We start from the raw sequence: 18,515 nt of genomic DNA on the forward strand, positions 1-18,515 counted from the left end.
CGGTTGCGGCCAGCGGAGAACTCCCTATAATGCGCCTCCATCGACACGGCGGATGTGAATCACTTCACAAACAACCCGGTCGGTTGAAGAGAAAAAATCCTGAAAATCAGGGTTGACTCTGAAAGAGGAAAGCGTAATATACGCCACCTCGCGACAGAGCGCTGAAGCGCGTCGCAACTGCTCTTTAACAATTTATCAGACAATCTGTGTGGGCACTCAAAGTGACATGGATTCTTAACGTCCTCGGACGAAAAATGAATACCAAGTCTCAACGAGTGAACACGTAATTCATTACGAAGTTTAATTCATTGAGCATCAAACTTTTAAATTGAAGAGTTTGATCATGGCTCAGATTGAACGCTGGCGGCAGGCCTAACACATGCAAGTCGAACGGTAACAGGAAGCAGCTTGCTGCTTCGCTGACGAGTGGCGGACGGGTGAGTAATGTCTGGGAAACTGCCTGATGGAGGGGGATAACTACTGGAAACGGTAGCTAATACCGCATAACGTCGCAAGACCAAAGAGGGGGACCTTCGGGCCTCTTGCCATCGGATGTGCCCAGATGGGATTAGCTAGTAGGTGGGGTAACGGCTCACCTAGGCGACGATCCCTAGCTGGTCTGAGAGGATGACCAGCCACACTGGAACTGAGACACGGTCCAGACTCCTACGGGAGGCAGCAGTGGGGAATATTGCACAATGGGCGCAAGCCTGATGCAGCCATGCCGCGTGTATGAAGAAGGCCTTCGGGTTGTAAAGTACTTTCAGCGGGGAGGAAGGTGTTGAGGTTAATAACCTCAGCAATTGACGTTACCCGCAGAAGAAGCACCGGCTAACTCCGTGCCAGCAGCCGCGGTAATACGGAGGGTGCAAGCGTTAATCGGAATTACTGGGCGTAAAGCGCACGCAGGCGGTCTGTCAAGTCGGATGTGAAATCCCCGGGCTCAACCTGGGAACTGCATTCGAAACTGGCAGGCTAGAGTCTTGTAGAGGGGGGTAGAATTCCAGGTGTAGCGGTGAAATGCGTAGAGATCTGGAGGAATACCGGTGGCGAAGGCGGCCCCCTGGACAAAGACTGACGCTCAGGTGCGAAAGCGTGGGGAGCAAACAGGATTAGATACCCTGGTAGTCCACGCCGTAAACGATGTCGACTTGGAGGTTGTGCCCTTGAGGCGTGGCTTCCGGAGCTAACGCGTTAAGTCGACCGCCTGGGGAGTACGGCCGCAAGGTTAAAACTCAAATGAATTGACGGGGGCCCGCACAAGCGGTGGAGCATGTGGTTTAATTCGATGCAACGCGAAGAACCTTACCTACTCTTGACATCCAGAGAACTTAGCAGAGATGCTTTGGTGCCTTCGGGAACTCTGAGACAGGTGCTGCATGGCTGTCGTCAGCTCGTGTTGTGAAATGTTGGGTTAAGTCCCGCAACGAGCGCAACCCTTATCCTTTGTTGCCAGCGGTCCGGCCGGGAACTCAAAGGAGACTGCCAGTGATAAACTGGAGGAAGGTGGGGATGACGTCAAGTCATCATGGCCCTTACGAGTAGGGCTACACACGTGCTACAATGGCGCATACAAAGAGAAGCGACCTCGCGAGAGCAAGCGGACCTCATAAAGTGCGTCGTAGTCCGGATTGGAGTCTGCAACTCGACTCCATGAAGTCGGAATCGCTAGTAATCGTGGATCAGAATGCCACGGTGAATACGTTCCCGGGCCTTGTACACACCGCCCGTCACACCATGGGAGTGGGTTGCAAAAGAAGTAGGTAGCTTAACCTTCGGGAGGGCGCTTACCACTTTGTGATTCATGACTGGGGTGAAGTCGTAACAAGGTAACCGTAGGGGAACCTGCGGTTGGATCACCTCCTTACCTTAAAGAACCTGCCTTTGTAGTGCTCACACAGATTGTCTGATGAATGATGAACTTCTGAATGTACTTTTTGAGTGCATTAAGAAGTTTTGCTCTTTAAAAATCTGGATCAAGCTGAAAATTGAAACGACACACAGCTCATGTGTGTTCGAGTCTCTCAAATTTTCGCAACCATGAAGTGAAACATCTTCGGGTTGTGAGGTTAAGCGACTAAGCGTACACGGTGGATGCCCTGGCAGTCAGAGGCGATGAAGGACGTGCTAATCTGCGAAAAGCGCCGGCGAGGTGATATGAACCTTTGACCCGGCGATGTCCGAATGGGGAAACCCAGTGCAATTCGTTGCACTATCGTTAACTGAATACATAGGTTAACGAGGCGAACCGGGGGAACTGAAACATCTAAGTACCCCGAGGAAAAGAAATCAACCGAGATTCCCCCAGTAGCGGCGAGCGAACGGGGAGCAGCCCGGAGTCTGAATCAGCTTGTGTGTTAGTGGAACGGTCTGGAAAGTCCGACGGTACAGGGTGATAGTCCCGTACACGAAAATGCACATGCTGTGAACTCGAAGAGTAGGGCGGGACACGTGGTATCCTGTCTGAATATGGGGGGACCATCCTCCAAGGCTAAATACTCCTGACTGACCGATAGTGAACCAGTACCGTGAGGGAAAGGCGAAAAGAACCCCGGCGAGGGGAGTGAAAAAGAACCTGAAACCGTGTACGTACAAGCAGTGGGAGCCTCTTTATGGGGTGACTGCGTACCTTTTGTATAATGGGTCAGCGACTTATATTCTGTAGCAAGGTTAACCGTATAGGGGAGCCGAAGGGAAACCGAGTCTTAACTGGGCGTTAAGTTGCAGGGTATAGACCCGAAACCCGGTGATCTAGCCATGGGCAGGTTGAAGGTTGGGTAACACTAACTGGAGGACCGAACCGACTAATGTTGAAAAATTAGCGGATGACCTGTGGCTGGGGGTGAAAGGCCAATCAAACCGGGAGATAGCTGGTTCTCCCCGAAAGCTATTTAGGTAGCGCCTCGTGAACTCATCTTCGGGGGTAGAGCACTGTTTCGGCTAGGGGGCCATCCCGGCTTACCAACCCGATGCAAACTACGAATACCGAAGAATGTTATCACGGGAGACACACGGCGGGTGCTAACGTCCGTCGTGAAGAGGGAAACAACCCAGACCGCCAGCTAAGGTCCCAAAGTCATGGTTAAGTGGGAAACGATGTGGGAAGGCACAGACAGCCAGGATGTTGGCTTAGAAGCAGCCATCATTTAAAGAAAGCGTAATAGCTCACTGGTCGAGTCGGCCTGCGCGGAAGATGTAACGGGGCTAAACCATGCACCGAAGCTGCGGCAGCGACGCTTATGCGTTGTTGGGTAGGGGAGCGTTCTGTAAGCCGTTGAAGGTGTGCTGTGAGGCATGCTGGAGGTATCAGAAGTGCGAATGCTGACATAAGTAACGATAAAGCGGGTGAAAAGCCCGCTCGCCGGAAGACCAAGGGTTCCTGTCCAACGTTAATCGGGGCAGGGTGAGTCGACCCCTAAGGCGAGGCCGAAAGGCGTAGTCGATGGGAAACAGGTTAATATTCCTGTACTTGGTGTTACTGCGAAGGGGGGACGGAGAAGGCTATGTCAGCCGGGCGACGGTTGTCCCGGTTTAAGCATGTAGGCGGAGGTTCCAGGTAAATCCGGTACCTTGTTAACGCTGAGGTGTGATGACGAGGCACTACGGTGCTGAAGTGATAAATGCCCTGCTTCCAGGAAAAGCCTCTAAGCATCAGGTAACACGAAATCGTACCCCAAACCGACACAGGTGGTCAGGTAGAGAATACCAAGGCGCTTGAGAGAACTCGGGTGAAGGAACTAGGCAAAATGGTGCCGTAACTTCGGGAGAAGGCACGCTGATATGTAGGTGAAGTCCCTGCGGACGGAGCTGAAATCAGTCGAAGATACCAGCTGGCTGCAACTGTTTATTAAAAACACAGCACTGTGCAAACACGAAAGTGGACGTATACGGTGTGACGCCTGCCCGGTGCCGGAAGGTTAATTGATGGGGTCAGCGGCAACGCGAAGCTCTTGATCGAAGCCCCGGTAAACGGCGGCCGTAACTATAACGGTCCTAAGGTAGCGAAATTCCTTGTCGGGTAAGTTCCGACCTGCACGAATGGCGTAATGATGGCCAGGCTGTCTCCACCCGAGACTCAGTGAAATTGAACTCGCTGTGAAGATGCAGTGTACCCGCGGCAAGACGGAAAGACCCCGTGAACCTTTACTATAGCTTGACACTGAACACTGGTCCTTGATGTGTAGGATAGGTGGGAGGCTTTGAAGCGTGGACGCCAGTCTGCGTGGAGCCATCCTTGAAATACCACCCTTTAATGGCTGGTGTTCTAACGTAGACCCGTGATCCGGGTTGCGGACAGTGTCTGGTGGGTAGTTTGACTGGGGCGGTCTCCTCCCAAAGAGTAACGGAGGAGCACGAAGGTTGGCTAATCCTGGTCGGACATCAGGAGGTTAGTGCAATGGCATAAGCCAGCTTGACTGCGAGCGTGACGGCGCGAGCAGGTGCGAAAGCAGGTCATAGTGATCCGGTGGTTCTGAATGGAAGGGCCATCGCTCAACGGATAAAAGGTACTCCGGGGATAACAGGCTGATACCGCCCAAGAGTTCATATCGACGGCGGTGTTTGGCACCTCGATGTCGGCTCATCACATCCTGGGGCTGAAGTAGGTCCCAAGGGTATGGCTGTTCGCCATTTAAAGTGGTACGCGAGCTGGGTTTAGAACGTCGTGAGACAGTTCGGTCCCTATCTGCCGTGGGCGCTGGAGAATTGAGGGGGGCTGCTCCTAGTACGAGAGGACCGGAGTGGACGCATCACTGGTGTTCGGGTTGTCATGCCAATGGCACTGCCCGGTAGCTAAATGCGGAAGAGATAAGTGCTGAAAGCATCTAAGCACGAAACTTGCCCCGAGATGAGTTCTCCCTGAGACTTTAAGTCTCCTGAAGGAACGTTGAAGACGACGACGTTGATAGGTCGGGTGTGTAAGCGCAGCGATGCGTTGAGCTAACCGATACTAATGAACCGTGAGGCTTAACCTTACAACGCCGAAGGTGTTTTGGCGAAGAGACAGACACGATTTTCAGCCTGATACAGATTAAACAGAATTTGCCTGGCGGCTTTAGCGCGGTGGTCCCACCTGACCCCATGCCGAACTCAGAAGTGAAACGCCGTAGCGCCGATGGTAGTGTGGGGTCTCCCCATGTGAGAGTAGGGAACTGCCAGGCATCAAACAAGAAGAACCCCGTACCGTAAGGTGCGGGGTTTTTTGCTTTTGTTTTTCTCCCTCTCCCTGTGGGAGAGGGCCGGGGTGAGGGCATCAAACCGCACCATCCCCTCCTTGAAACTTTCTCACCTTACGCTTGCAGGCTCGACATTAACCCCGTTTCTGGGTATCGTTAGCTGTCTGGATGTCTAAACGTTTATACGTATGCTGTGAGGATTTAAGGTTATGCCGATTCGGGTGCAGGACGAGCTACCAGCCGTCAATTTCTTGCGTGAAGAGAATGTCTTCGTAATGACAACTTCGCGTGCTTCTGGTCAGGAAATTCGCCCGCTGAAGGTGCTGATCCTTAATTTGATGCCAAAGAAGATCGAAACAGAGAACCAGTTCCTGCGTTTGCTCTCCAACTCTCCGCTTCAGGTTGATATCCAGCTGCTGCGCATTGACGCGCGTGAGTCACGCAACACGCCTGCTGAGCATCTGAATAACTTCTACTGTAATTTTGAAGATATTCGCGATGAGAATTTCGATGGGCTGATCGTCACCGGCGCACCGCTGGGTCTGGTGGAATTTAATGACGTTGCCTACTGGCCACAGATCAGGCAGGTGCTGGAGTGGGCAAAAGATCACGTCACGTCCACCTTATTTGTCTGTTGGGCGGTACAGGCCGCACTGAATATCCTCTATGGCATTCCCAAGCAAACCCGTAGCGACAAACTTTCTGGCGTATACGAACACCACATTCTTCACCCGCATGCGCTGCTGACGCGTGGTTTCGATGACACTTTCCTGGCCCCGCATTCTCGCTACGCCGATTTTCCGGCACAGCTGATCCGCGATTATACCGACCTGGAAATCCTGGCCGAAACGGAAGACGGCGATGCCTACCTGTTCGCCAGTAAAGACAAACGCATCGCGTTCGTTACCGGCCATCCTGAGTACGATCCGCATACCCTCGCGGCAGAGTATTTTCGTGACGTTGAAGCGGGTCTGAATCCGGATGTCCCGTACAACTATTTCCCGAAAAACGATCCACAAAACACGCCTCGGGCAACCTGGCGTAGTCATGGAAATTTGCTGTTTACCAACTGGCTCAACTATTACGTCTACCAGATTACGCCGTACGATCTTCGCCACATGAATCCGACGCTGGAGTAATCGTCTGCATTAAACGATCCTAAAGCGTTTCAGCTATTCAGATCAGGCACCTTCGGGTGCCTTTTTTATTTCCGAAATCCTGTTCAACATACCAGGAAACTTTAACTCTATAGTAATCATGAAGTTGCGTTGCAATTAAAATTAAAATGGAAATTGTTTTTGATTTTGGAAAAATTATAGATAGTCTTAATTCTGCTGAGCGAAAACTACACAACGATCTTTCGCTCGCGTCGGGGGCGTGATTTGGATCTTTGATGAGGAGCAGAACGATGACTCAACAGGCAACAACGGTCGATGAACTGACCTTTACCCAGCCGAATGGTGAGCAAGAACAGCAAGTTTTGACGGCAGAAGCGGTAGAGTTTCTGACTGAACTGGTGACTCGCTTTACGCCACAGCGTAATAAACTGCTGGCGGCGCGCATTCACCAACAGCAGGGGATCGATAACGGCAAGTTGCCAGGATTTATTTCGGAAACTGCTTCCATTCGTCATGGTGATTGGAAAATCCGCGGAATCCCTGAAGATTTACAGGATCGTCGTGTGGAGATCACCGGCCCGGTAGAGCGCAAAATGGTGATCAACGCCATGAATGCCAACGTCAAAGTCTTTATGGCCGATTTTGAAGACTCGCTGGCACCGGACTGGCAGAAAGTTATCGACGGGCAGATCAACCTGCGCGACGCCGTCAATGGCACCATCAGCTATACCAACGAAGCCGGTAAAATTTACCAGCTCAAACCGAATCCGGCGGTGCTGATCTGTCGCGTACGCGGTCTGCATTTGCCAGAAAAGCACGTCACCTGGCGCGGAGAAGCGATTCCGGGCAGCCTGTTCGACTTTGCGCTGTACTTCTTCCACAACCATAAAAACCTGCTGGCGAAAGGCAGCGGCCCCTATTTCTATCTGCCGAAAACCCAGTCCTGGCAGGAAGCGGCGTGGTGGAGTGAAGTTTTCAGCTACGCAGAAGACCGCTTCAGCCTGCCGCGCGGCACCATTAAAGCCACGCTGCTGATTGAAACCCTGCCTGCCGTATTCCAGATGCATGAGATCCTCCATGCGCTGCGTGACCATATTGTGGGCCTGAACTGCGGCCGCTGGGATTACATCTTCAGCTACATCAAAACGCTGAAAAACCATGCCGACCGGGTATTGCCGGATCGTCAGGTTGTGACTATGGATAAACCGTTCCTCAGCGCCTACTCGCGCCTGCTGATTAAGACCTGTCACAAACGCGGCGCCTTTGCGATGGGCGGCATGGCGGCCTTTATCCCGAGCAAAGATGCTGAGCGTAACAACCATGTGCTCAACAAGGTGAAAGCCGATAAAGAGCTGGAAGCCCGTAATGGCCACGACGGGACGTGGATTGCCCATCCTGGTCTGGCCGATACGGCGATGGAAGTCTTTAACCGCGTACTCGGCGACAACAAAAACCAGCTGTTTGTCACCCGTGAAGATGATGCGCCCATCGCAGAAGAACAGTTGCTCGCGCCGTGTGCGGGCGAGCGTACGGAAGAGGGCATGCGCGCCAATATTCGCGTCGCCGTGCAGTACATCGAGGCATGGATCTCCGGCAACGGCTGCGTGCCGATTTACGGCCTGATGGAAGATGCCGCCACGGCGGAAATTTCACGTACCTCCATCTGGCAGTGGATCCACCATCAAAAAACGCTCAGCAACGGCAAACCGGTAACCAAAGCCCTGTTCCGTCAGATGCTGGCCGAAGAGATGCGGGTCATCCAGGACGAACTGGGCGAGCACCGCTTCAGCAGTGGGCGTTTTGACGATGCTGCACGTCTGATGGAGCAAATCACCACCTCTGATGACTTAATCGACTTCCTGACCCTGCCGGGCTACCGCTTCCTGGCGTAATTCACCACATAACAATATGGAGCATCTGCACATGAAAACCCGTACCCAACAGATCGAAGAGTTACAAAAAGAGTGGACCCAACCGCGCTGGGAAGGCATTCGCCGCCCGTACAGCGCAGAGGAAGTGGTGAAGTTACGCGGCTCGGTTAACCCGGAATGTACGCTGGCGCAGAACGGCGCGGCAAAAATGTGGGATCTGCTGCAAGGGGGAGCTAAAAAAGGCTATATCAACAGCCTCGGCGCACTGACTGGCGGTCAGGCATTGCAGCAGGCGAAGGCCGGCATTGAAGCTATCTATCTTTCCGGCTGGCAGGTCGCGGCGGATGCTAACCTTGCCTCCAGCATGTATCCGGATCAATCTCTTTATCCGGCGAACTCGGTGCCGTCAGTGGTGGATCGGATCAACAATACCTTCCGCCGTGCGGATCAGATCCAGTGGGCCGCGGGTATCGAACCCCACGATCCGCGTTTTATAGACTATTTCCTGCCGATCGTCGCCGATGCGGAAGCCGGTTTCGGCGGCGTGCTGAACGCCTTTGAGCTGATGAAATCCATGATTGAGGCCGGTGCAGCGGCCGTTCACTTTGAAGATCAACTGGCGTCGGTCAAGAAGTGCGGGCATATGGGCGGGAAAGTGCTGGTACCAACCCAGGAAGCGATCCAAAAGCTGGTTGCCGCGCGTCTGGCTGCTGACGTGCTCGGCGTGCCGACGCTGGTGATTGCCCGTACCGATGCTGATGCGGCGGACCTGATCACCTCTGACTGCGATCCGTACGACAGCGAATTTATTACCGGCGAGCGCACCAGCGAGGGGTTCTATCGCACGCATGCCGGTATCGAACAGGCCATCAGCCGCGGTCTGGCCTATGCCCCTTACGCTGACCTGGTCTGGTGTGAAACCTCCACGCCGGATCTGGCGCTGGCGAAGCGTTTTGCCGATGCGATTCATGCGAAGTATCCGGGCAAGCTGCTGGCCTATAACTGTTCGCCGTCCTTCAACTGGCAAAAGAATCTGGACGATACCACCATCGCCAGCTTCCAGCAGCAGCTGTCGGATATGGGCTACAAGTACCAGTTCATCACCCTGGCGGGTATCCACAGCATGTGGTTCAACATGTTCGACCTGGCGCACGCCTACGCGCAGGGCGAAGGCATGAAGCACTATGTTGAGAAGGTGCAGCAGCCAGAATTTGCGGCAGGCAAAGAGGGATATACCTTCGTTTCGCACCAGCAGGAAGTGGGAACCGGCTACTTCGATAATGTGACCACGATTATTCAGGGCGGGGCCTCCTCCGTCACGGCATTAACGGGCTCAACGGAAGAAGCACAGTTCTAATCTTTTCCCCCTCTCCCCCCTCGGGGAGAGGGTTGGGGTGAGGGGGAATATATGTCGCGTGGTCTGGAATTACTGATTGCCCAAACTATTTTGCAGGGCTTCGATGCCCAATATGGCCGCTTTCTGGAAGTCACCTCCGGCGCGCAACAGCGTTTCGAGCACGCCGACTGGCATGCGGTTCAGCAGGCCATGAAGCAGCGTATCCATCTTTATGATCACCACGTAGGTCTGGTGGTGGAGCAACTGCGCTGTATCACCGACGGTAAAAGCCCGGATGCGGATTTTTTACTGCGCGTGAAAGAGCACTACACCCATCTGTTACCCGACTACCCGCGCTTCGAGATTGCGGAGAGCTTTTTCAACTCCGTCTATTGCCGGTTATTTGACCACCGCTCATTATCTCCTGAGCGGTTATTTATCTTCAGCTCCCAGCCGGAGCGCCGCTTCCGTACCATTCCGCGTCCGCTGGCGAAAGATTTCTTTCCCGATCGCGGCTGGGAAAAGCTTTTGCACCGCGTCTTAACGGATTTGCCGCTGCGCCTGCCGTGGGAGAATAAACCCCGGGATATCGGCTATATCCATGCGTATCTCAATGAAACCTTCGGCGAGGAGGTGCTCAGCCGCAGCCATTTGCAGGTTGCCAACGAGCTTTTCTACCGGAATAAGGCCGCCTGGCTGGTGGGCAAACTGGTTACGCCGACAGCCATCGTGCCGTTTCTGCTGCCCATTCACCGTACCGACGACGGCCAACTGTTTGTCGATACCTGCCTGACTACCAGCGCTGAGGCCAGTATCGTATTTGGCTTCGCCCGTTCCTATTTCATGGTCTATGCCCCACTGCCTGCCGCCCTGGTGGAGTGGCTGCGCGAGATCCTGCCGGGCAAAACCACCGCCGAGCTGTACATGGCGATTGGCTGTCAGAAGCATGCCAAAACGGAAAGTTATCGGGAATACCTGCGTTATGTCACCACGGCTGATGAGCAGTTTATCGAAGCGCCGGGGATCCGCGGCATGGTGATGCTGGTTTTCACACTGCCGGGCTTCGACCGCGTGTTTAAGGTGATTAAGGATAAATTCGCCCCGCAGAAGGAGATGAGCGCCGCGCACGTTCGCGCCTGCTATCAGCTGGTTAAAGAGCACGATCGTGTCGGGCGAATGGCCGATACCCAGGAGTTTGAAAACTTTGTGCTGGATAAGCAGCAGATCGATCCGTCGCTGATGTCGCTGCTAATGCAGGAAGCGCCGACGAAAATTACCGATCTTGGCGATAAGATTGCGATTAGCCATCTCTATATCGAACGCCGGATGGTGCCGCTAAATATCTGGCTGGAGCAGTCCGAAGGCCAGGCTTTACGAGACGCCATTGAAGAGTACGGCAATGCGATTCGCCAGCTCGCCGCCGCCAATATTTTCCCCGGCGACATGCTGTTTAAAAACTTCGGCGTCACCCGTCACGGGCGGGTGGTGTTCTACGATTACGATGAAATTTGCTACATGACCGAGGTGAACTTCCGCGATATCCCGGCGCCGCGCTACCCGGAAGATGAACTGTCCAGCGAGCCGTGGTACAGCGTATCGCCGGGCGATGTGTTTCCGGAGGAGTTTCGCCACTGGCTGTGTGCCGACCCGCGCATCGGGCCGCTATTCGAAGAGATGCATGCCGATCTGTTCCGCGCCAGCTACTGGCGCGGGCTGCAAACGCGGATCAAAAACGGACACGTGGAAGATGTCTACGCTTACCGCCGCAAGCAGCGGTTTTGCATCCGCTTTTCTCCCTCTCCCTGTGGGAGAGGGCCGGAGTGAGGGCATCAGGCGGCAATGCACGTTTAACGAATCCCACCATACGCCAGCGTCACCTCTTTCGCGGCCTTAATCACCATCGCGCCCAGCTCGGTGACGCGGTCGTCGGTCATGCGTGAAATCGGCCCGGAGATGGAGATGGCGGCAAACGGCTCGCGGTGCTCGTCAAAAATGCAGGACGCGAGGCAGCGCAGCCCGAGGGCATGTTCTTCGTCATCAAACGAATAGCCGCGCTTGCGGGTCAGAGCCAGATCTTCTTTCAGATGCACGGGCGACACCAGCGTGGCGTGGGTATAGGCGTGCAGCCCTTTACGGTGCAGCAGCCCCGTTACCTGCTCTTCGCTCAGCTGCGAGAGAAACGCTTTCCCTGCGCCAGAGGCGTGCATCGGCAGCTTGCCGCCAATCGGTGCGGACATGCGCATCAGCTGCGTACACTGCACCTGGTCGATAATAATCGCCTGGTGATCGCTCTGATCCAGTACGGCCAGGTTTACCGTCTCGCCGGACTCCTCCATCAGCTTGCGCAGAATCGGGTGGACAATCGCCAGCAGGTTGCGGCTTTGCAGGAAGCTGCTGCCGACAATAAACGCATGCGCCCCCACCGCCCAGTGTCCCAGCTCGCCCACCTGACGCACGAAGCCGAGCTGCTGCATGGTGGTCAGCAGACGGTGCGTGGTGGAGTTCGGCAGGCCAGCCTGCTGCGCCAGCTCCGTCAGGGCCACGCTGCCGTGCGATTCGGCTATCCATTCCAGCAGCTTCAGGCCGCGCGTCAGGGATTGAACCTGTCCGCCAGGTTGTGCAGCGGTGGTTGCAGCAGGTTTTCTGCCGCGTTTAGCGGGAACGGTCGTAACCATGACGGACTCCTTTTTCTGTATCGTGGAAATCATTTTCGTTTTATTTGGTGGTTTTGCAACCGCTTTCCTGACTGATCGGAGGAGTGATAGTGAACATGTCTCATGTTACCGCTGAGCGACTTTTCCACCCTGCGAGATTGTGCCAGTATGGAACGCAGCCTTTTGGCCTTGTTGAGCGTTGTCGGGAGCAAGTGTGAGCAGCAAAGTAGAGCAACTGCGTGCGCAGTTAAATGAACGAATTCTGGTGCTGGACGGCGGCATGGGCACCATGATCCAGGGCTATCGTCTGAGTGAAGACGATTTCCGCGGCGAGCGCTTTGCCGACTGGCCTTGTGACCTGAAAGGGAACAATGACCTGCTGGTGTTGAGCAAACCGTCAGTCATCATAGATATCCACAACGCTTACTTCGACGCGGGTGCGGATATTGTAGAAACCAACACCTTCAACTCGACAACCATCGCCATGGCGGATTACCAGATGGAATCCCTGTCGGCGGAGATCAACTTTGAAGCGGCGAAGCTGGCGCGCGCCTGCGCCGACGAATGGACGGCCCGTACGCCGGACAAGCCGCGCTACGTAGCCGGGGTGCTGGGCCCAACCAACCGCACCGCGTCGATTTCTCCGGACGTGAACGACCCGGCGTATCGTAACATCACCTTTGACCAGCTGGTGGCCGCGTATCGGGAGTCCACTAAAGCGCTGGTGGAAGGCGGCTCCGACCTGATCCTGATTGAAACCGTATTCGACACCCTCAACGCCAAAGCGGCAATTTACGCGGTAAAAGAGGAGTTCGAGTCGCTGGGCGTCGACCTGCCGATCATGATTTCCGGCACCATCACCGATGCCTCGGGGCGCACGCTTTCCGGCCAGACAACCGAAGCGTTTTATAACTCTCTGCGCCATGCCGAAGCGCTCTCCTTCGGCCTGAACTGCGCGCTGGGGCCGGACGAGCTGCGCCAGTACGTGCAGGAGCTTTCACGCATCGCAGAGTGCTACGTCACCGCCCACCCGAACGCCGGTCTGCCGAATGCGTTCGGTGAGTACGATCTGGATGCCGACACCATGGCGGCGCAAATCCGCGAGTGGGCCGAATCTGGTTTCCTCAACATCGTCGGCGGCTGCTGCGGCACCACGCCTGAGCATATCGCCGCCATGAGCAATGCCGTGGCCGGACTGCCGCCGCGCAAGCTACCCGAGCTTCCGGTAGCCTGTCGTCTGTCCGGCCTGGAGCCGTTGACCATCGGCGACGACAGCCTGTTTGTGAACGTGGGTGAACGTACTAACGTTACCGGTTCTGCGAAGTTCAAGCGTCTGATCAAAGAAGAGAAGTACAGCGAAGCGCTGGACGTTGCCCGCCAGCAGGTGGAAAGCGGCGCGCAGATTATCGATATCAACATGGACGAGGGGATGCTCGACGCCGAAGCGGCGATGGTGCGTTTCCTCAACCTGATTGCCGGTGAGCCGGATATCGCCCGCGTGCCGATCATGATTGACTCCTCCAAATGGGACGTCATCGAAAAAGGGCTGAAGTGCATTCAGGGCAAAGGCATCGTTAACTCCATCTCGATGAAAGAGGGGGTCGATACCTTTATCCACCACGCGAAGCTGGTGCGTCGCTACGGGGCCGCCGTGGTGGTGATGGCCTTCGATGAAGTGGGTCAGGCCGATACCCGCGAGCGCAAGATTGAGATTTGCCGCCGCGCGTACAAAATTTTGACCGAAGAGGTGGGCTTCCCGCCGGAAGACATCATCTTCGACCCGAACATCTTCGCCGTCGCGACCGGCATCGAAGAGCACAACAACTACGCCCAGGACTTCATCGGCGCGTGTGAAGACATTAAACGCGAACTGCCGCATGCGCTGATCTCCGGCGGCGTGTCAAACGTCTCGTTCTCGTTCCGCGGCAACGACCCGGTTCGTGAGGCGATCCACGCCGTGTTCCTCTACTATGCCATCCGCAACGGGATGGACATGGGGATCGTCAACGCCGGCCAGCTGGCAATTTACGACGATCTGCCAGCCGAGCTGCGCGACGCCGTAGAAGACGTGATCCTCAATCGTCGTGACGACGCCACCGAACGCATGCTGGATCTGGCGGAAAAATACCGCGGCAGTAAATCTGACGAATCAGCCAACGTTCAACAGGCCGAATGGCGCTCCTGGGATGTGAATAAGCGTCTGGAATACTCGCTTGTAAAAGGCATTACCGAGTTTATCGAGGAGGATACTGAGGAAGCGCGTCAGCAGGCCGCCCGTCCGATTGAAGTGATCGAAGGGCCGCTGATGGACGGCATGAACGTGGTCGGCGATCTGTTTGGCGAGGGCAAAATGTTCCTGCCGCAGGTGGTGAAATCCGCCCGCGTCATGAAACAGGCCGTGGCGTATCTGGAACCCTTTATCGAAGCCAGCAAAGAGAAGGGCTCCAGTAACGGTAAAATGGTCATCGCCACCGTGAAGGGCGACGTACACGACATCGGCAAAAACATCGTTGGCGTGGTGTTGCAGTGTAATAACTACGAAATTATCGATCTTGGCGTGATGGTCCCGGCGGATAAAATCCTCAGGACCGCGCGTGAGGTGAATGCGGATCTGATTGGTCTTTCCGGGCTGATTACGCCGTCGCTGGACGAAATGGTCAACGTGGCAAAAGAGATGGAGCGCCAGGGCTTCACCATTCCACTGCTGATTGGCGGGGCAACCACCTCGAAAGCCCACACGGCGGTGAAAATCGAGCAGAACTACAGTGGGCCGACGGTGTATGTCCAAAACGCCTCGCGCACCGTGGGCGTGGTCTCCGCGCTGCTGTCTGACACCCAGCGCGATGACTTTGTCGCCCGCACCCGCAAAGAGTATGAAACCGTCCGCATTCAGCATGGACGTAAGAAACCGCGCACGCCGCCGGTTTCGCTTCAGGCGGCGCGCGAAAACGATCTGGCGTTCGACTGGTCCAGCCATACGCCGCCGGTCGCACACCGTCTGGGCGTGCAGGACGTGACGGCCAGCATCGAAACGCTGCGTAACTACATCGACTGGACGCCGTTCTTCATGACCTGGTCGCTGGCGGGCAAATATCCGCGCATTCTTGAAGATGAGGTGGTGGGCGAAGAGGCGAAGCGCCTGTTTAAAGATGCTAACGACATGCTCGACAGGCTGAGCGCAGAGAAAGCCCTCAACCCGCGCGGCGTGGTGGGGCTGTTCCCGGCGAACCGCGTGGGCGACGACGTGGAAATCTACCGCGATGAAACCCGCACCCATGTGCTGGCCGTGAGCCACCATCTGCGCCAGCAAACCGAGAAAGTGGGCTTTGCCAACTACTGCCTGGCGGATTTCGTCGCACCGAAACTCTCCGGTAAAGCCGACTATATCGGCGCCTTTGCCGTAACCGGTGGTCTGGAAGAAGACGCGCTGGCGGATGCGTACGACGCGCACCACGATGATTACAACAAAATCATGGTGAAAGCGATTGCCGATCGCCTGGCGGAAGCCTTTGCCGAGTATCTGCACGAGCGCGTACGTAAGGTGCACTGGGGCTACGCGGCCAATGAGAATCTCAGCAACGAGGAGTTGATCCGCGAAAATTACCAGGGCATTCGACCGGCGCCGGGGTATCCGGCCTGCCCGGAACACACCGAGAAGGGCACTATCTGGAAACTGCTGGACGTAGAAGCGCATACGGGCATGAAGCTCACCGAGTCATTTGCCATGTGGCCGGGCGCGTCCGTTTCCGGCTGGTACTTCAGCCATCCGGACAGCAAGTACTTCGCCGTGGCACAGCTTCAGCGCGATCAGATTGAGGATTACGCTCTGCGTAAAGGCATGAGCGTGTCAGAGGTGGAACGCTGGCTGGCGCCGAATTTAGGCTACGAAGCAGACTAACGTCACTTTTCCTTACAACAAACAGGGCACCGCTATGGTGCCTTGTCTCTTTCTTACGTTTAAACCCTTATACTGAACCTCAGGAAAACGAATAACGATAAGGAGGAATGCCTACCGTGTTGACGTTGTTACACCTGCTCTCCGCAGTCGCACTGCTGGTATGGGGCACCCATATCGTTCGTACCGGCGTGATGCGTGTGTTTGGCGCACGTTTACGTACCGTTCTCAGCGGCAGCGTTGAGAAGAAGCCGCTCGCCTTCTGCGCGGGTATTGGCGTCACGGCGCTGGTGCAAAGCAGCAACGCCACCACCATGCTCGTCACCTCGTTCGTGGCGCAGGATCTGGTGGCGCTCGCCCCGGCGCTGGTGATTGTCCTGGGCGCCGACGTCGGTACCGCGCTGATGGCGCGTATCCTGACGTTCGATCTCTCCTGGCTGTCGCCGCTGCTGATTTTTATCGGCGTCATTTTCTTCCTCGGCCGTAAGCAAAGCCGTGCCGGGCAGCTTGGCCGCGTCGGTATTGGCCTCGGGCTGATCCTGCTGGCGCTGGAGTTGATTGTGCAGGCTGTCACGCCGATCACCCAGGCCAACGGTGTACAGGTCATCTTCGCCTCGTTAACCGGCGATATTATGCTGGATGCGCTGATCGGCGCAGTATTCGCCATCGTCAGCTACTCCAGCCTGGCAGCGGTCCTGCTGACGGCGACCTTAACCGCCGCAGGGGTCATTTCCTTCCCGGTGGCGCTGTGCCTGGTGATCGGTGCCAACCTCGGCTCTGGCCTGCTGGCGATGCTCAACAACAGCGCCGCCAACGCTGCCGCCCGCCGCGTGGCGCTGGGGAGTTTGCTCTTCAAGCTGGTGGGTAGCCTGATCATTCTTCCGTTTGTGCACCCGCTGGCGAACCTGATGGACAATCTCTCTCTGCCGAAAGCGGAGCTGGTGATCTACTTCCACGTCTTCTACAACCTGGTGCGCTGCCTGGCGATGGTGCCGTTTGCCGCGCCGATGGCCCGCTTCTGCGAGCGGCTAATTCGTGATGAACCGGAGCTGGACGCGCGCCTTAAACCGAAGCATCTGGACACCTCTGTGCTGGACACGCCCGCGCTGGCCATCGCCAATGCCGCCCGCGAAACGCTGCGCATGGGTGACGCGATGGAAACCATGCTGGAAGGGTTGCAAAAGGTGATGCACGGCGAGCCGCGCGAAGAAAAAGAGTTGCGCAGGCTGGCGGACGATATCAACGTGCTGTATACCGCCATCAAGCTCTATCTGGCGCGGATCCCCCAGGACGAGCTGGCGGAAGAGGAATCCCGCCGCTGGGCGGAAATCATTGAGATGTCGCTTAACCTGGAGCAGGCTTCGGATATTGTCGAGCGTATGGGCAGTGAAATCGCGGACAAATCCCTGGCAGCACGTCGGGCGTTTTCTGTGGAAGGGCTGAAGGAGCTGGAAGCGCTGCACGAACAGCTGGTCAGCAACCTGAAGCTGGCGATGTCGGTCTTCTTCTCCAGCGACGTGCCGAGCGCGCGCCGCCTGCGCCGCAACAAGCATCGTTTCCGCATCCTTAATCGCCGCTACTCGCACGCCCACGTTGAGCGTCTGCATCAGCAGAACGTGCAGAGTATCGAAACCAGCTCGCTCCATCTGGGGCTGCTGGGCGATATGAAACGTCTCAACTCGTTGTTCTGCGCGGTGGCGTACAGCGTGATGGAGCAACCGGATGAAGACGACGAGCGGGATGAGTATTAATCCCCAGAGGGTTTGATTGTTAACCCAAGGCCCAATGCTTTCATGACCGCCAGCGTGGTTTTGAGCGTTGGGTTCCCCTTATCACTGAATGATCGATACAGTTGTTCTCGTGACAGGCCCGTTTGCAGGGAAATGGTCGACATCCCTTTCGCTCGGGCGATGACGCCCAGCGCTTTAGCAATGTACGCTGAGTCACCCGTCTCTAATGCATCAGCCATAAACACAGCGATTTCCTCGTCATCCACCAGTGCGTTGGCTGGATCGTAGGGTGTTAATTTATGCATGCTCATTCACTCCTGCCATTGGGATACATTGCTCAGCATTTTTGCCATAAGTATGTCTCTGGCCTGGCTGCTTTTGTCACCACCACATAACAGCACGATGATGCAATTGCCCTGGTCCTTAAAATAGACTCTGTAGCCCGGGCCAAAGTGGATCCTCAGTTCACTGATACCTTCCCCCACGGGTCTAATGTCGCCCGCTAAGCCATTTGCCAGCCTAAAGAGGCGGGAAGCGATAATCGTCTTTGCCCGCCTGTCCTTTAAATTTTGCTCCCAGCGTCGGAAGGATTCTGTCTGAACGATCTCCTTCATATTACTCCCTGTGATTTATAAACTACAAGCAATTGTCTCTGGAGAGTAAGGCTAAAAGGAGTTAGCTCAAGGATAAATAGCCTGACGCTAAATCCTGAAAGCGTCTCGCAAACTAAAAAACCC

At 55.6% G+C, this 18,515-nt stretch carries 9 protein-coding genes and 3 rRNA genes; 9 read left to right on the forward strand and 3 right to left on the reverse strand.

Translation table 11 applies throughout. The annotated features are described in order from the left end of the window. Window positions 1–325 precede the first annotated feature (325 nt). The 7 genes from RY075_RS01420 to aceK all read left to right on the forward strand — a co-directional run bounded on the left by RY075_RS01420 (window position 326) and on the right by aceK (window position 11,323). Window positions 326–1,867: ribosomal RNA gene (locus RY075_RS01420) — 16S ribosomal RNA — on the forward strand. Between the two features lie 200 nt (window positions 1,868–2,067). Beyond that, window positions 2,068–4,973: ribosomal RNA gene (locus RY075_RS01425) — 23S ribosomal RNA — on the forward strand. A 70-nt stretch (window positions 4,974–5,043) separates the two neighbouring features. Further along, window positions 5,044–5,159: ribosomal RNA gene (gene rrf, locus RY075_RS01430) — 5S ribosomal RNA — on the forward strand. Together the 16S, 23S and 5S rRNA genes form the textbook arrangement of a ribosomal RNA operon. Window positions 5,160–5,383: 224 nt before the next feature. Next, a complete protein-coding gene (gene metA, locus RY075_RS01435; protein ID WP_003860360.1) occupies window positions 5,384–6,313 on the forward strand; it encodes a homoserine O-succinyltransferase in 930 nt (309 codons plus the stop codon). 269 nt (window positions 6,314–6,582) lie between these two features. Next, the gene (aceB, locus tag RY075_RS01440; RefSeq protein ID WP_003860359.1) at window positions 6,583–8,184 is read left to right on the forward strand and encodes a malate synthase A; all 1,602 of its coding nucleotides are present in this window, start codon (window positions 6,583–6,585) and stop codon (window positions 8,182–8,184) included. A 31-nt stretch (window positions 8,185–8,215) separates the two neighbouring features. After that, window positions 8,216–9,520: an isocitrate lyase gene (gene aceA / locus RY075_RS01445; RefSeq protein WP_325773959.1), complete on the forward strand. Its 1,305-nt coding sequence runs from the start codon at window positions 8,216–8,218 to the stop codon at window positions 9,518–9,520. A 51-nt stretch (window positions 9,521–9,571) separates the two neighbouring features. Beyond that, window positions 9,572–11,323, forward strand: coding sequence for a bifunctional isocitrate dehydrogenase kinase/phosphatase (aceK, locus tag RY075_RS01450; RefSeq protein WP_003860354.1), 1,752 nt, complete (start codon window positions 9,572–9,574; stop codon window positions 11,321–11,323). A gap of 23 nt (window positions 11,324–11,346) precedes the next feature. Here aceK and iclR read toward each other — a convergent pair whose 3' ends face one another. Further along, window positions 11,347–12,174 (reverse strand): glyoxylate bypass operon transcriptional repressor IclR, encoded by an 828-nt coding sequence (gene iclR, locus RY075_RS01455; protein ID WP_003860353.1) that lies wholly within the window; start codon window positions 12,172–12,174, stop codon window positions 11,347–11,349. 193 nt (window positions 12,175–12,367) lie between these two features. Between iclR and metH the strand changes: the two genes are divergently transcribed. Together metH and RY075_RS01465 are read left to right on the forward strand one after the other, a co-directional pair. Next, window positions 12,368–16,051 carry a methionine synthase gene (gene metH / locus RY075_RS01460; protein ID WP_338627989.1) on the forward strand — a complete coding sequence of 1,228 codons (3,684 nt, stop codon included), beginning with the start codon at window positions 12,368–12,370 and terminating at the stop codon, window positions 16,049–16,051. A gap of 116 nt (window positions 16,052–16,167) precedes the next feature. Continuing rightward, window positions 16,168–17,799: a Na/Pi cotransporter family protein gene (locus RY075_RS01465; RefSeq protein ID WP_003860350.1), complete on the forward strand. Its 1,632-nt coding sequence runs from the start codon at window positions 16,168–16,170 to the stop codon at window positions 17,797–17,799. On the opposite strand, the gene RY075_RS01470 is transcribed toward RY075_RS01465, so the two are convergent. Together RY075_RS01470 and RY075_RS01475 are read right to left on the reverse strand one after the other, a co-directional pair. Continuing rightward, window positions 17,796–18,083 carry an addiction module antidote protein gene (locus RY075_RS01470; RefSeq protein ID WP_032610152.1) on the reverse strand — a complete coding sequence of 96 codons (288 nt, stop codon included), beginning with the start codon at window positions 18,081–18,083 and terminating at the stop codon, window positions 17,796–17,798. The two genes, RY075_RS01465 and RY075_RS01470, sit on opposite strands and share 4 nt — an antisense overlap. A 6-nt stretch (window positions 18,084–18,089) precedes the next feature. Further along, the gene (locus RY075_RS01475) at window positions 18,090–18,392 is read right to left on the reverse strand and encodes a type II toxin-antitoxin system RelE/ParE family toxin (RefSeq protein WP_023315213.1); all 303 of its coding nucleotides are present in this window, start codon (window positions 18,390–18,392) and stop codon (window positions 18,090–18,092) included. Between the last annotated feature and the right edge of the window lie 123 nt (window positions 18,393–18,515).

The sequence above is a fragment of the Enterobacter sp. JJBC genome, assembly GCF_036936505.1.
Classification (GTDB): domain Bacteria; phylum Pseudomonadota; class Gammaproteobacteria; order Enterobacterales; family Enterobacteriaceae; genus Enterobacter; species Enterobacter hormaechei_C.